Source organism: Micromonospora sp. NPDC049102, assembly GCF_043197485.1.
In the GTDB taxonomy this organism is placed as follows: domain Bacteria; phylum Actinomycetota; class Actinomycetes; order Mycobacteriales; family Micromonosporaceae; genus Micromonospora.
Genome location: NZ_JBICTE010000003.1, coordinates 177,811 through 192,814, shown reverse-complemented (window position 1 = coordinate 192,814; position 15,004 = coordinate 177,811). Strand labels below are relative to the sequence as shown.

Here is a 15,004-nt window from a genome sequence, read left to right as displayed (position 1 = left end):
GGGTGGCGGAGTTCGGATACCGACCCGGCAACCCAAAGCGCTGCCTACGATTCGTTTGTGACCGAGGCGACCCAGCGGTTCTTCGAATCCCTGCCGGAGCGCGCCCCGACGGTCCTGCGCGGCCTGGTCGCGGGAACCCTCCAGATCGACCTCGGCACCGGCCACCAGACCGAGCACTGGCTGGTCCGAATGCGGCCGGGCGCCGTAGAGAGCAGTCGCGAACGGGGTCCCGCCTACGCCGTCTGGTACAGCAGCTCGACCCTGTTCGACAGGTTGATCACCGGCGAGGCCCAGGCGCTCGCCGCCGTGCTGCGCAACGAGAGCACCTTCAGCGGTGACGTGGTGCTCCTCCTGGCCTTCCGCCGCTTCTTCCCGGACCCGCCGGGCACGAGGGACCCGTGCGAGGTCGCTCGCGAGGCAGTCGGGCGGCGTTCGTGAAGGACCTCGTCAGCATCCTGGACGGCGACACCTTCCTGGTCACCGACCATCGCGGGGACATCGAGCCGTCCTTCGACTTCCCGACCGGGCTGTTCTCCTTCGACACGCGCTTCCTGTCGAGCTGGGTGCTCACCTCGACGGCCAGCGGCTGCACGCCCTCTCCGTGGACGCCAGCGAGTCGTACCGGACCACCTTCTTCCTGGCGCCCGGCGAACCCACCCACTACCTGGACGCCAAGGCTTCGGTGATCCACAGCCGGGAAATCGGAAGTGGCTTCGACGAGGAGTTGACCGTCCACAACCACTCCGGCGAGGAGGCCGAGTTCACCGTCCGGATCGAGATGGGCAGCGACTTCGCCGACCTGTTCGAGATCAAGCACGCCCAGCAGAAGGTGGGCCGGACGACGGTCGAGGCGACCGACAACGAGCTGCGCCTGACGTACCGGCGGGAGGGCTTCCACCGGGAGACCCAGATCCGCTCGACGGTGCCGGCGCAGGTCGACGTCGCCGGGATGACGTTCCGCGTCCGGATCCACCGCAACAGCGAGTGGACGACCCGACTGCACATCTCCACCGTCGTCTACGGGGGGACGGGGCGAGGACATCCGGACCACCCTGCGGTTCTCTGGCAGCCGCGGCGGGGACGCCATCCGCGCCGAGCACCGGGCACTGATCGACCGGGCGCCCACGCTCGGCTGCGACTGCGAGCCGCTGGCCGGGGCGTACCGGCGCAGCCTCAACGACCTGGCCGCGCTGCGCTACGAGTCGATCGCCCTGGGCACACGGCTGATCGCCGCCGGGTTGCCGTGGTTCATGACCCTGTTCGGCCGGGACAACCAACTCGATCATCGCCTGGGGACTGAGCCGGTACGGCTACCGGGAGGAGGCCGGGCGGATCTGCGACGCGATGCTGGCCGCGTCGGAGTACTTCGACGGGCGGCTGCCGGAGGCGTTCGCCGGGTACACCCGCAGCCGCACGGGCTACCCGGTGGAGTATCCCACCGCGTGCAGCCCGCAGGCCTGGTCGAGCGGCACCCCGCTGTTGTCGCTGCGGGTGATGCTCGGGCTGGAACCGCAGGGCGAACACCTGATCATCGATCCGGCCGTACCGCCGGGGATGGGCCGGGTGGAACTGCTGGACATCCCCGGCCGCTGGGGCCGCGTCGACGCGTTGGGTCGCAGCCGGGGTCCGCAGGACCAGGAGACGGCCGGCTGACCCGGCGACTCAACCGGGGCAGCCGACGGTGGCGGCCACCCGTGCGGCGTCCGGGGCGAATTCGGCCAGCACGGTCACGTCGCCGGCGCGGTACGCGTACACCGGGGGGTTGTCCAGCAGTGGGTTGCCGCCGGCCAGCGGGGCGAGTGCGCTGGCCGTGGCCGGACCTGAGCCGGCGGCGGACCGTGCGGTACGGGCCAGCGTGCCGTCCGGGCACGGCGCGGTGACCAGCTCGGGTGCGCCGCCGGCCGGACGGTTCAGCGCGGTCAGCGCAGCAGTGAGGGCCGCTGCTTCCGGGCCGGCGGCGGTGGCCGGCGCGGGCTCGTAGCCGGCGCCCGGCGGCCGACAGCCGGTGTCGACTGTCAACCGCAGCCGCCCGTCCCCGGTCGGCCGCCCCTCGACGGCGACGAACTCTCCGGCGTCGGCGCGCAGTTCCGGGCCGTCCAGTCCGGGACCGACCCCGGCCCGCCAGGTCGCCGGCAGTCGATCGGCGATGGCGGTCAGCACGGTCCGCTCGGTGCCGGCGGGCGCCAGCACACCGACCTCGCGACGCAGCTTCGCGCCGTCGGCGAGCGGGGTGACGCGGCATCCCGCGCTGACCCGCGCCGGACCCAGCTCCAGCAACCCGGCTGTCCCCGCGGCACGGGCCAGCTCACCGACCGCCCGCTCGACCACCGGGACGGCCTCGGCGAGAGTGCGCTGCTCGCGCACCGTCGGCGGGTCGTTCCGGACCGACAGCCAGGTGAGCCCGGCCAGCAGCAGGGCCCACAACACGGTCCCGACCAGCAGCCAGCGCCGCCCACGCCGGGCGTGTGCCGGCGGGGCGGGGTCGCTCGACGGGGGCCGACCCGTCTGGACAGCACCGCTCACCCGGCCATGGTGTCACGAGCTGTCCTCCGCTCCGAATGGCAGTGGCCCACGGCCCGACAACCTGCCACTCGGCCTGAATAACGCCAGGTCACCGGCCAATCGTTAGTCATTGAGCACCGTCCGAGCAGGTCCCGAACCCAGCGGGACCCCATGTGGGGAGGAACAGTGCTCCGACCATCGAACCCGAGATCCACTCTCTGGCGGACCGCCGTGGCATGCGGCACCGCCCTGCTGGCCCTCACCGCCCAGCCCGCGGTCGCCACCCAACCCAGACCCGCGCCCGCCCGCGTCGACCAGCGACTGCTCCGCCAACTCGGCACGACGGGCGGCGGCACCTTCCTGGTCTACCTGCGCAGCACCGCGCCAGTGGCGAGGACCGCGAAGCTGCGTGACCCGGACGACCGGGCCCGCGAGGTGCACCGCCTGCTCACCACGACCGCCACGCGCACCCAGAAGGGTCTGCGCAAGCTGCTCACCAGCCGCAAGGCGCCACACACCGCGTACTGGATCGCCAACGCGGTACGCGTGACAGGTGATCGCGGGCTGCTCGACGAGATCGCCAAGCGGCCCGAGGTGGCGAGGATCGAGCCCAGCCGCAGCTACCCGCTGCTGCGACCGACGCCCGCCACCGGCAGCCGCGCGGAGGCGAACGGCCCGGAGTGGGGGCTCACCAACATCAACGCCCCGCGGGTGTGGAGCGAACTCGGCGACCGGGGCGACGGCGTGGTCGTCGCCACCATCGACAGCGGCGCCCAGTACGACCATCCGGCGCTGGTCGGGACGTACCGCGGCAACCTCGGCGGTGGCACCTTCGACCACGACCACAACTGGTACGACCCGGCCGGCGTGTGCCCGAGCGCGGTGCCCTGTGACAACGCCGGCCACGGCACGCACACCATGGGCACGATGGTCGGCGACGACGGAGCGGGCAACCAGATCGGCGTCGCTCCCGGCGCGAAGTGGATCGCCGCGAAGGGCTGCGAGACCGACTCGTGCACCGACGCCTCGCTGCTCGCGGCCGGCCAGTGGGTGCTGGCCCCGACCGACCTGAACGGGCAGAACCCCCGCCCCGACCTACGCCCCGACGTGGTCAACAACTCCTGGGGCGGCGCGGGGGGCGACCCGTGGTTCCAGCAGACCATCGCGGCCTGGCGTGCAGCCGGCATCTTCGGAGTCTTCTCCGCCGGCAACGACGGTCCGGCCTGCGGCAGCGCCGGCTCCCCCGGAGACAACGCCGACGCGTACGCGGTCGGCTCGTACAACGTGCAGAACACCATCTCCGACTTTTCCGGCCGGGGCGGCGGAACCGACGCGCGGTCGTACAAGCCGAACGTCGCCGCACCGGGCAGCAACGTGCGCTCCAGCGTCCCCGACAACTCCTACGCCGCCTACGACGGCACCTCGATGGCCGCGCCGCACGTCTCCGGCACCGTCGCGCTGCTCTGGTCGGCCGCACCGACACTCAGGGGCGACATCGCCGCCACCGAGGAGCTGCTGGACCGGACCGCCCACGACGTCGACGCCACCGCCTGCGGAGGCACCGCCGCCGACAACAACGTGTTCGGCGAGGGCCGACTGGACGCGTACGCGGCGGTGATGGCCGCGCCGCGTGGCGCCGTCGGGCGGATCAGCGGCACGGTCACCGCGGCCGGAGGCGGCGACCCGCTCGCCGGTGCGACAGTCGGCGACGGCACCCGCAGCGTCACCACCGGCGCGGACGGCAGGTACGCGCTCACCGTGCCGGCCGGCGAGGCGACCGTCGCCGTCAGCGCCTACGGGTACGCCGGCCAGAGCGCCACCGTCACCGTCACCGAGGGCGGGCAGGTCACCCGGGACTTCGCCCTGACCGCGAACCCGTCCGTCACCGTCAACGGCCGGATCACCGACGCCTCCGGGCACGGCTGGCCGCTCTACGCACGGATCGAGGTCGCCGGCCGTCCCGGTGGACCGGTGTTCACCGACCCAGCCACCGGCCGGTACACGTTCACCGTGCCGGGCAACACGACGTACCGGCTCACCGTCACCGCCCGCTACCCCGGCTACCGCACGGCCACCCGGGACGTGGTCACCGAGGGTGGTCCGGTGACGGCCGACATCGCCGTACCGGTCGAGACCTCGTGCACGGCGGCCGGGTACACCGGCAGCCTCGGTACGCCCCTGCTGGACGAGAGCTTCGACGGCAGCGCCACCCCGGACGGCTGGTCGGTGCGGAACCGGACCGAGGACGGCGGCTGGACCTTCACCGACGCCGGCGAGCGGGGCAACCTCACCGGCGGCAGCGGTGCCTTCGCCATCGCCGACAGCGACCGTCTGGGCTCCGGCCGGACCCAGGACACCGACCTGGTGACCCCGACCGTCGACCTGCGCGGCACACCGGCACCGGTCCTGCGGTTCCACAGCGACTGGCGGGCCGTCGGGGTGAGCGACACCGCCGACGTGGACGTCTCCACCGACGACGGCGCCACCTGGAACACGGTCTGGCACCAGACCACCAGCCGGCGCGGGCCGCTCGTCGAGGAGGTACCGCTCGATCCGGCGGCCGGAGCCTCCGCCGTCCGGGTCCGGTTCCGCTTCCACGGCAGTTTCGCCTGGTGGTGGCAGGTGGACGACGTGCAGGTGGTCAACCGTGACTGCGTGCCCGCACCCGGCGGCCTGGTGCTCGGCGTGACCACCGACCGCAACACCGACACCCCACTCAACGACGTCACAGTGGTCAGCGTCGAACGCCCGCAGGACCGCGGCAGGTCCACGTCGACGCCGGACGACCCGAGGACGCCGGACGGCTTCTACTGGCTCTTCTCCGGGCTGACCGGCGCACATCGGCTCACCGCCAGTCGACAGCCGTACCAGGTGACCACGGAGACGGTGACGGTGCCGGCCGACGACGTCCGCCGCCTGGACGTGGCGCTCGCCGCCGGTCGGCTCACCGTCACGCCGCCCACCGTCCAGTCGTACCAGCCGTACGGCAGCACCCGGACCGCGAAGCTGCGGGTACGCAACACCGGCAGCGCGCCGGCCGCCGTCAACCTCGTGGAACGCAGCGGCCGGTTCGAGTTGCCGTCCAAAGCCGGTGCGCCACTGCGCGAGCAGAGGACGAAGGGGATCAGCAAGGCCCGCGCGGGCACCTCGTACGGCCCGGCCGCAACCGAGGCGGCGCCACGGGCGCAGGACGCCTGGAGCAGCATCGCGGCCCTTCCGGCGGCGGTCTACGACAACGCGGCGGCCACCCTCGACGGCAAGGTCTACTCCGTCGGCGGTGGTGGTGGCAGCGGTCTGGAACGAAAGGCCTGGCGCTACGACCCCGACACGGACACCTGGACGGCGCTGCCCGACATGCCGAGCGCCCGGGCCAAGCCGGTCGCGGCTGCCGTCGGCGGCAAGCTGTACGTCTTCGGTGGCTGGGGCGCCGACGACGAGACCGTCGCCTCGGTGGACGTGTTCGACCCGGCCACGGACACGTGGAGCACGCTGGCCGGAGCGGGCAACCCCTTCCCGGTGGCGGCGGCCGGCGGGGCGGTCACCGGCGGGAAGGTCTACCTTGCCGGTGGCTGCCGGGACAACGACTGCGCCGAATCGGACCGGCTCGTCGTCTTCGACCCGGGCACCGGCACGTTCCGCACCGGCGCGGCGTACCCGCACACGGTGTCCTGGCTCTCCTGCGGCGGGATCGGCAACGCGGTCTACTGTGCCGGGGGCACCGGCGACGCCGACTACACCGACGCCTACCGGTACGACCCTGCGGCGGACGCCTGGCGGCCCCTGCCGAACCTGCCGGTGGACCTGTGGGGCTCCCAGTACGCGGCGGCCGGTGACCTCCTGGTCCTGGCCGGCGGGGTCACGGGCGCGTCGACCACGGTGACCAACCGGACCATCGCGTACGACCCGGTGGCCGGGAGTTGGCGCGACCTGCCCAACGTCCAGTCCGGTCGGTACCGGGGCGCCGCCGCCTGCGGCGCGTACAAGATCGGTGGTTCGCCGTCGTCGTTCGTGGGCTCCACGGACGGTGAACGGCTCGGCGGCCTGGAGCTGTGCGCCGGAGAGGCGGACCTACCCTGGCTGACGACGAAACCCGCCACGTTCACCCTCGCACCGGGCGCCGCCCGGACGGTCACCGTCACATTGCGCGCCTCGGCCTCGGCCGGTGTGGCCCAGCCCGGCACCTACTCGGGCGAGCTGGGCATCGCATCCGACACGCCGTACCGGGTCCCCGCGGTGCCGATGCGGATGACCGTGTCACCGCCGGCCAGCTGGGGCAGGATCCAGGGCACCGTCACCGGGATCACCTGCGCTGGGGTCACCGTCGGGGTCGCGGCGACGGTCCGGGTGAACCGGGTGGGTACGACCACCGGCTGGACGCTGACCGCGGACGCCAACGGCCGGTACGTCTGGTGGCTGCCGAAGGGCCGCTACGAGGTGATCGTCGCCAAGGACGGGTGGATACCGCAGACGCAGCGCACGCGTGTCAGGGCGGGCATCGTCGACACCCTCGACGTCGTCCTCGACCCGGCCTCGTCCTGCACGAGAGCCACCGGAATCTGACCGCACACACGACCGGGGCCGGTCACCCAGGAGGGTGGCCGGCCCCGGTCGATCGAAGCGGTGGGTCAGGCGACGGTTACGGCCACCTCGTTGATGCCCCGGCCAGCGGTGACGGCGGCGTCGCCGTTGCCGTGCCGGGACAGCGCCCGTAGCGTCCACGAGCCCGGCGCGGCGAAGAACCGGAACTGCCCGGCGGCCGAGGTCACCACCTCGGCGGTGAACTCACCCGTGGAGTCGAGCAGCCGGACGTACGCGCCCGGCACGACCTCGTCCGCCGCCGAGCGGACGATGCCGGTGATGACGGTTTCCTTTTCGAGGTCCAGGCTGGCCGGCAGGGGCGCGGCCTGGTCGGGTGCGGCGCAGCCCGCAGCGGTGGGAGCGGTCATCGTCAGGCCTCCCCGGGCTCGTCGCCGAGAGCGACCGGCACGCCGACCAGCGAGCCGTACTCGGTCCAGGAGCCGTCGTAGTTCTTCACGTTGCGGTGACCGAGCAGCTCCTGCAGCACGAACCAGGTGTGCGAGGACCGCTCACCGATCCGGCAGTACGCGATGGTCTCCTTGCCGTCGTCCAGCCCGGCGTCGCCGTAGATCTTGCGCAGCTCGTCGTCGGACCGGAAGGTGCCGTCCTCGTTGGCCGCCTTGGACCACGGCACGCTGATCGCCGTCGGGATGTGACCGGCCCGCTGCGCCTGCTCCTGCGGAAGGTGGGCGGGGGCGAGCAGCCGGCCGGCGAACTCGTCGGGGCTGCGCACGTCGACCAGGTTCTTGGTGCCGATCGCCGCGACGACCTCGTCGCGGAAGGCCCGGATGGAGGTGTCCGGCTCCTGCGCGACGTACTGGGTCGCCGGGCGGGTCGCCGTCTCGGTGACCAGCGGGCGGGCGTCCAGCTCCCACTTCTTGCGGCCACCGTCGAGCAGCTTGACGTCGCGGTGACCGTAGAGCTTGAAGTACCAGTAGGCGTACGCCGCGAACCAGTTGTTGTTGCCGCCGTAGAGGATCACGGTGTCGTCGTTGCTGATGCCCCGCTCGGACAGCAGCGCCTCGAACTGGGTCTTGTTGACGAAGTCCCGGCGAACCTGGTCCTGGAGGTCGGTCTTCCAGTCGATCTTGATGGCGCCGGTGATGTGGCCGGTCTCGTAGGCCGAGGTGTCCTCGTCGACCTCGACGAAGACGACGCCCGGGGCGTCGAGGTTCTTCTCGGCCCACTCGGCCGATACGAGTGCGGTGTCGCGACTCATCGAATCACTCCCTGGTGAGGATGGATGGTGAGCCAACGCGCGAATATCGATGGGTTGAACTGTCGCACCGCGCGCGGGACCCAGCGGAAGGACGGGATCACGGGGTTCGTGCGACGGCGCCGCTGCCGGGCATTCGGTGGGATCACCGGAAAGGATCGAGGACCCTGCGTGCCGGTGGCCGCCGTCAGGCGGCCGAAAACAGCCCCGCCGTCAGATGACAGGGCGACACAGGCAGGTGGCCACGCGGCACAGGTCGACCGCGCGCCGTTTGGTGAGGTGGGTCCCCATGGTCACGGAGCCTACCAGCCAGTGACCGGGCTACCACCGTACCGACCACCATCCGGGAATCGGCCGGCTACCGGGCCGCCGCGTCGTCCCAGCGGCCCGGACCGTTGACGCGCCACTCAGCTGACGGAGTTGATCGGCACGTTCTTCGCGTCGGCGGTGACCGCCAGCCCTTCGGGCAACGGCTGGACCTTCCGGACCGCGAGCTGGAACGGCAGGTCGGGCAGGGGCACGTCGATGGAGATGCCCTTGGCGTAGTTGTTGAGCACCGTGCGGGCCAGCGGCAGGTTCGGCAGACCCGCGGCGTCCAGGTTGTTGAACCGCAGGGCCACCTTGCCGTTCTCGCCGACGGTGACGTCGGCGGTGCCGGCGACGGTGAACTTCCGGCCGAGGATGTCGACCGGGGCGGTGACGGCCAGCTTGCCGCCCTGCTCGCCGAGGGTGAGCCCGGGCCGGTCCAGCAGCGCGGCCAGGCTCTCGTAGCTGACCGTGCCGGTGCCGTTCACCGTGTCGGCCACGATGTCACCCTGGCCGGAACGCAGCGTGTCCAGCGAGGCCCGCACGTTGTGGGCGTCGACGTCCAGCACCGGCAGCCGTACGGCGTCGCCCTCGACCGAGGCCTGCACGTCCCGCAGCGAGATGGAGATGCGCTCGTACCGCCCGTCGAGCACCTGGGTCAGGAACGGCACCCCACCGACCTCGACGTCGGGTGCAGTGGACTGCGCGCCCTGCTTGCTGATCTCCTGGCTGACCCGCTCGGCGATGAGCCGCTCGGCCACGCCGACCGCCACCCGGTCGGCGACCACGAGCAGACCCGCCACCACGAGGAGCAGGACGACCAGGCCGATGAGCACCTTGCGTCCACGCCGTCGGGGCCGGGTCTCGCCAGCCGGATAATCGTCGGCCACGCCGCCTCCTGTCTCTGCCCACCGCGACACGGCGGGACGTCCGAACTCGTGCCGCAGCGCGGCGCAACGGAAGGTACCCGACGGGCACCGGCCTCAACCGTGGGCTCAGAGGAAGAGCATGCACATGGCGTACGCGGCGGGCGCAGCCAGGGCGAACCCACCGAGCGGTCCCTGCATGTGCCGGGCGACCCACATGGTGGGCGGCTCTCCGGCCATCAGGCGGCCTGCCTCCGCGTACCCCACCGCGAGGTCGGAGAGGACGGCGGTGACGGCCGCGACCAGGCCGATCACCGCGGCTTTGGTCGGGGTGAAGGGGGCCACCAGATAGCTGCCGAGCAACGCGCTGCCCAGCGTGCCCACCATCGCGCCGCCGACGACGCCGGCCGCGCCCCGGGGCACCTGCGGGGCCAGCCGGGGCCACGGCAGCACCGCGTCGGTGAGCCGGGCGACGGTCAACGCGACCCCGCTCGCGGTCAGGCAGACCGTGATCGCCTGGGTGCCGGCCGGGATGCGGCTGAGCACGATCAGCGTGCCGAAGGCCACGACGCCGACCACGATGAGCAGGGTGGCGCCGAGCGAGTCGGTGACCCGGACCCGGTCGACCCGGCGGACCAGCTGGCCGAGCACGGCGGCGAGGAAGCCGCCGACGGCCAGGTAGCCCAGCGGCGCCAGACCGGCGATGTCGCTCCGGACGGCGGCGACGTCGGCGGCAGCGGCGACGACGACGCTGATCCCGCCGACCAGCAGCAACGCCGGTGGGCGCATGGCCATCGTCCAGGCGAGGACGAACAGCAGTTGGACGCCGAAGATGATGAAGGCGAACGGCAGCCGGTTGCCCGGACCCGACGTCTGCGCGCCGAGCACGAGTCCCACGCCGAGCAGCGCGGCGAAGCCGGCGATGGTCAGCGCCAGCGGACGGTGCACCTCGACCGGAGGGATGACCTCCTCTTCCGGCTCGTCGACCTCGTCCTCGCTACGACGGGCCGGCTCTCCGGCACGACGGGCTCGGCGCGGACCACGTTCACGGCGCTCACCCTCGGCGGGCGCCGGCCCGGTACGCGGCGCGGGCGGGTGGCCACGGGTCGGAGCGGCCGGACCCGGACGGGGGCCGTCGGCCCACGAATCGCGGCCGGCGTCGGGCGAGGTGGAGGGAAACACGCCCCGATCGTGCCAGATCGGCCGCCGGACGCGACGGTCACGGGTTTCAGCAACGTTAAAACCTGTGCCACTATCAGGGGCAAGCTAGACAAACGGGAAATGGCCTGCGGGCGCAGCCGAGGCGATCGGTTACGCTCAACGCGTTACCCGCCCGTCAGCGACGCCGGGACCACGCAATTTCTCAGCGCACTCCCTCACGAGTGTGTCTGGTCGCGTGCGGCGATGCGCCGCCGGGACGGAGGTGATCGTGGAGATCCTGCTGCTGGTGACCGCACGCGCAGGGGAACCGTCGGCTGTGCTGCCGGCACTCGACCTGCTGCCACACTCGGTGCGTACCGCGCCGCGCGACGTCCGCACCCTGGTTGCCGGGCCCAGCCCCGACGCGGTGCTGGTGGACGCCCGGTCGGAGTTGAGCGAGGCCCGGGCGACCTGCCGGATGCTGCACGCCACCGGGCTCGGCGTGCCGCTGGTCGCGGTCGTCACCGAGGCCGGCCTGATCGCGCTCAACGCGGACTGGGGCGTCGACGACGTCATCCTCGCCTCCGCCGGCCCCGCCGAGGTCGAGGCCCGACTGCGGCTCGCGGTCGGTCGCCTGAGCAACGCGACCGCCGGCGCCGGCGGCTCGATCCGGGCCGGGGAACTCACCATCGACCCCGACACGTACGCGGCAAAGCTCAAGGGTCGCCCGCTCGACCTCACCTACAAGGAGTTCGAGCTGCTGAAGTTCCTGGCCCAGCACCCGGGCCGGGTCTTCACGCGTGACCAGCTGCTGCGCGAGGTCTGGGGGTACGACTACTTCGGTGGCACCCGGACGGTGGACGTACACGTCCGGCGGCTGCGCGCCAAGCTCGGCTCCGAGTACGAGTCGATGATCGGCACGGTCCGCCAGGTGGGCTACAAGTTCGTCGTACCGCCGTCGCGGTCCCTGCCCGAGGCGGAGCACGCACCGCTGCCCGTCTAGCTCCACCTGATTCCCCATATGCCCCTTTTGCGCATCTCGCCGGTCCTATTCTGACTGCCGGGTTTGTCGCAAAAGGGGGGTTCAGGGTGCGCGCAGGTAGCACGGGGGCGACGGGCCGGCGGCTCCGGCCGACCGGATGGAAGCCGTGACGCGGGTCAGCTCGACCGCGCGGGCGGCAGGGATCGTGACAGTGGTGGTGGCGGCGCTGCTCGGCTCGGCGTACGTGCTGGGCCGCAGCCTCGTCCCCGACCAGCCGCAGCGGCACGCCACCGGCGTCACCACCGACGCCGACGGGCCGCACTACGCCGACCAACCACCCGAGCGGCCGTCGGCCGCGAGCCCCAGCACCAGCGCCAGCCAGAACGCCGCCGGTCCCACCGAGGCCGGCCAGGACGGCACGGGCCGCGACGCCAGCGGCGACAAGCTGTTCGGCGCCCACACCGGCACCGGAACCGCCCGACTCGCGCTGACCTTCGACGACGGTCCGGACCCGCGCTACACACCGCAGGTCCTCGCGACGCTGCGCGAGTACGACGTCAAGGCCACGTTCTGCGTGGTGGGCGAGAACGCCCAGGACCACCCCGACCTGATCCAGGCCATCGTCGCCGACGGCCACACGCTCTGCAACCACTCCTGGCACCACGACGTCACGCTGGGCAACCGGTCCGCCGACCAGATCCGCGCCGATCTGGTACGCACCAACGAGGCGATCCGAGCGGCCGTGCCGGACGCCGCGATCGTCTGGTACCGGCAACCCGGCGGTGCCTGGACCTACCCGGTGGTGTCGGTGTCCCAGCAGCTCGGCATGACCCCTCTGCACTGGTCGGTGGACCCGTCGGACTGGCAGGCGCCCGGCGCCGACAAGATCGCCTCGACGGTGCTCGCGCAGGCGCGAGCCGGGGGCGTGGTGCTCATGCACGACGCCGGCGGCGACCGGCAGGGCACTGTCGACGCGCTGCGCCGAATCCTGCCCGAGCTCAGCGCCCGGTACGAGCTGGAGGCGCTGCCCACCGACCCGACGTGAGCCGGTCACCCTCCTCCGGCGACGGGTCCGGGACGCTACTCGGCAGACAGTCCGGGACGCACGGGACGCAGCGGCTACGGTGACGGGATGAGCAGCGCGGAGCCGACCAGCGACCAGGTGACCCGGACCGACCGACTGTCCCCCACGGAGATCGCCGGCGTACTGGCCCTGGCCCGCACGGCGGGCGACACCGATGGCGCGGACCCGCTCGACGAGCACGTCCTGCTCCGCCTGCGCGACCCGGGCGCTCCGGCCGTGCACCTGCTGGCCCGCGCGGACGACGGCACCCTGACGGGGTACGCGCACCTGGACACCACCGACCCGGTGGACGGGATCGGGGTGGAGCTGGTGGTGCACCCGGCGTACCGGCGGCGGGGCACCGGCCGGGCGCTGGCCCGAGGTGTGCTCGCCTCGGCGACCGGACCGTTGCGGGCGTGGGCGCACGGCGACCACCCGTCGGCGGCGGCACTCGCCGTGGACCTCGGCTTCACCCGGACCCGGGTGCTCTGGCAACTCCGCCGGCCGTTGGCGGCGCCGCTGGGCGAGCCACGCCTCCCCGACGGGGTGGTGCTGCGCGCGTTCCGGCCCAACACGGACGACGCGGCATGGCTGGCCCTGAACGCGCGGGCCTTCGCCGAGCACCCCGAGCAGGGCCGGTGGACCTCGGACGACCTGCGGGTCCGTCTGGGCGAGCCGTGGTTCGACCCGGCCGGCTTCCTGCTCGCCGAGGAGACCGCGACCGGCCGGCTGCTCGGCTTCCACTGGACGAAGGTGCACGAGCGGCCCGGGTCGGCCCGCATCGGCGAGGTGTACGTGCTCGGGGTCGAGCCGACCGCGCACGGCGGCGGGTTGGGGCGGGCACTGACCACGGCGGGACTCGCGTACCTGCGGGACAAGCGGGGTCTGGACCGGGTGATGCTCTACGTCGACGACTCGAACACCGGGGCTGTCGCGCTGTACGAGCGACTCGGGTTCGCCCGATGGTCCGCGCACATCAACTACCACCTGGGCTGAGCGGCAACGGGCACCGAAGTGCCCCGGTTCACTTAACGGACAACTCACCCTCAGCGAGCGGTCACCTCAGGGGCCGTACGTGTTCACCTCGCGTTCACTTGCGACCGGCGAACCGGCTACCTGGCACTTCTAACTTTCGTGTCAGCCGGTCAGTGCCGGTCCTCGGGGCCCCGGGATCGGGGCGCCAAGTCAGACGCGAAGGGAAACCCCTCAGGTGAAGCTCCAGCGGTACGGCACTATTGCCTGCCTCGCTCTTGCCGCGACGCTCGGCCTCAGTGCATGCGGCTCGGACAACAACGAGCCCACTTCCGGCGCCAGCGCCTCGGGCTCCGCCGCCGCGGTCGACTGCGGTACCGGCACGGTCAACGCACAGGGCTCGTCGGCCCAGAAGAACGCCATGGCCGAGTGGATCAAGGCGTACCAGCAGAAGTGCGCCGGCACCACCATCAACTACGAGGCTTCCGGCTCGGGTGCCGGCATCCAGGCGTTCATCGCCGGGACCGCCGACTTCGCCGGCTCCGACTCGGCGCTCAAGCCGGAGGAGCAGCCGCAGGCCGACGCCAAGTGCGCCGGCGGCAAGGCTCTCAACCTGCCCATGGTGATCGGCCCGGTCGCGGTCGTCTACAACGCCGGCAGCGGCGTGGACAACCTGCAGTTCAAGCCGGCCACCCTGGCGAAGATCTTCGCCGGCAAGGTCACCAAGTGGGACGACCCGGCCATCAAGGCGGACAACCCGGACGCCAAGCTTCCGTCCGCCGCCATCCAGACGGTCCACCGCTCGGACGAGTCGGGCACCACCGACAACTTCACCAAGTACCTGTCGAAGACCGCCGAGTCGGACTGGACCTTCAGCAACGCCAAGGCGTGGAAGGCCCCGGGTGGTATCGGTGCCGCCAAGTCCGACGGTGTGGCCAGCAAGGTCAAGAGCACGGTCGGCACGATCAGCTACGTCGAGTGGTCGTACGCCGAGAACTCCAGCCTGAACATGGCCAAGGTGCAAAACGGTGCCGGCGAGTGGGCCGCGCTGACCGCTGAGTCGGCCGGCAAGACCATCGCCGGGGCGAAGATCGAGGGCCAGGGCGACGACCTCAAGCTGTCGATCGACTACAACACCAAGGAGGCCGGGGCCTACCCGATCGTCCTGGCGACGTACGAGGTCGTCTGCAGCAAGGGCCTCGCGGCCGACAAGCTGAAGCTGGTCAAGGGTCTGCTGAGCCACGCCGCCAGCGCTGAGGGCCAGAACTCCCTGACCGACCTCGGCTACGCCCCGCTGCCCGAGACGGTCCGCACCAAGGTCGAGACCGCGGTCAAGAACCTCTCCTGATCCGAGACCACCACACCTCCGCAACCGAATC

At 72.1% G+C, this 15,004-nt stretch carries 12 protein-coding genes and 1 pseudogene; 7 read left to right on the top strand and 6 right to left on the bottom strand.

Features of this window, described 5'->3' with window-relative positions; translation table 11 throughout:
- Nucleotides 1-57: 57 nt before the first annotated feature.
- Nucleotides 58-438, top strand: a complete 381-nt coding sequence (locus ACGFH9_RS05515) for a hypothetical protein (protein WP_393215732.1) — start codon at nucleotides 58-60, stop codon at nucleotides 436-438.
- A pseudogene (locus ACGFH9_RS05510) lies at nucleotides 435-1,653 on the top strand (glycogen debranching N-terminal domain-containing protein). Before ACGFH9_RS05515 ends, ACGFH9_RS05510 begins: the two are co-directional and overlap by 4 nt.
- A gap of 9 nt (nucleotides 1,654-1,662) precedes the next feature.
- Here the strand turns inward: ACGFH9_RS05510 and ACGFH9_RS05505 are convergent.
- On the bottom strand, nucleotides 1,663-2,523 hold the full coding sequence (locus tag ACGFH9_RS05505; RefSeq protein ID WP_393215729.1) for a hypothetical protein: 861 nt from the start codon (nucleotides 2,521-2,523) through the stop codon (nucleotides 1,663-1,665).
- Nucleotides 2,524-2,688: 165 nt separating this feature from the next.
- Between ACGFH9_RS05505 and ACGFH9_RS05500 the strand changes: the two genes are divergently transcribed.
- Complete coding sequence (locus ACGFH9_RS05500; RefSeq protein WP_393215726.1) at nucleotides 2,689-7,062, top strand: S8 family serine peptidase; 4,374 nt, start codon at nucleotides 2,689-2,691, stop codon at nucleotides 7,060-7,062.
- 65 nt (nucleotides 7,063-7,127) lie between these two features.
- Here ACGFH9_RS05500 and ACGFH9_RS05495 read toward each other — a convergent pair whose 3' ends face one another.
- The 5 genes from ACGFH9_RS05495 to ACGFH9_RS05475 form a co-directional block, all read right to left on the bottom strand.
- Entirely contained in the window at nucleotides 7,128-7,448 is a 321-nt protein-coding gene (locus ACGFH9_RS05495; protein WP_355242610.1) for a DUF1416 domain-containing protein, read from the bottom strand.
- A 2-nt stretch (nucleotides 7,449-7,450) separates the two neighbouring features.
- Nucleotides 7,451-8,299 carry a sulfurtransferase gene (locus tag ACGFH9_RS05490; RefSeq protein WP_355242607.1) on the bottom strand — a complete coding sequence of 283 codons (849 nt, stop codon included), beginning with the start codon at nucleotides 8,297-8,299 and terminating at the stop codon, nucleotides 7,451-7,453.
- A gap of 210 nt (nucleotides 8,300-8,509) precedes the next feature.
- Nucleotides 8,510-8,587, bottom strand: a complete 78-nt coding sequence (locus ACGFH9_RS05485; protein ID WP_310503780.1) for an Ms5788A family Cys-rich leader peptide — start codon at nucleotides 8,585-8,587, stop codon at nucleotides 8,510-8,512.
- Nucleotides 8,588-8,703: 116 nt separating this feature from the next.
- The gene (locus ACGFH9_RS05480; protein WP_355242604.1) at nucleotides 8,704-9,492 is read right to left on the bottom strand and encodes a DUF2993 domain-containing protein; all 789 of its coding nucleotides are present in this window, start codon (nucleotides 9,490-9,492) and stop codon (nucleotides 8,704-8,706) included.
- Between the two features lie 105 nt (nucleotides 9,493-9,597).
- The gene (locus tag ACGFH9_RS05475) at nucleotides 9,598-10,650 is read right to left on the bottom strand and encodes a hypothetical protein (RefSeq protein WP_393215723.1); all 1,053 of its coding nucleotides are present in this window, start codon (nucleotides 10,648-10,650) and stop codon (nucleotides 9,598-9,600) included.
- 241 nt (nucleotides 10,651-10,891) lie between these two features.
- On the opposite strand from ACGFH9_RS05475, the gene ACGFH9_RS05470 reads away from it, so the two are divergent.
- The 4 genes from ACGFH9_RS05470 (at nucleotide 10,892) to pstS (ending at nucleotide 14,973) form a co-directional block, all read left to right on the top strand.
- Complete coding sequence (locus ACGFH9_RS05470; protein ID WP_179781168.1) at nucleotides 10,892-11,611, top strand: response regulator transcription factor; 720 nt, start codon at nucleotides 10,892-10,894, stop codon at nucleotides 11,609-11,611.
- 136 nt (nucleotides 11,612-11,747) lie between these two features.
- Nucleotides 11,748-12,635, top strand: coding sequence for a polysaccharide deacetylase family protein (locus tag ACGFH9_RS05465; protein ID WP_393215720.1), 888 nt, complete (start codon nucleotides 11,748-11,750; stop codon nucleotides 12,633-12,635).
- 87 nt (nucleotides 12,636-12,722) lie between these two features.
- Entirely contained in the window at nucleotides 12,723-13,649 is a 927-nt protein-coding gene (gene mshD, locus ACGFH9_RS05460; protein ID WP_393215713.1) for a mycothiol synthase, read from the top strand.
- Between the two features lie 214 nt (nucleotides 13,650-13,863).
- The gene (gene pstS, locus ACGFH9_RS05455; RefSeq protein ID WP_357128994.1) at nucleotides 13,864-14,973 is read left to right on the top strand and encodes a phosphate ABC transporter substrate-binding protein PstS; all 1,110 of its coding nucleotides are present in this window, start codon (nucleotides 13,864-13,866) and stop codon (nucleotides 14,971-14,973) included.
- Nucleotides 14,974-15,004 lie beyond the last annotated feature (31 nt).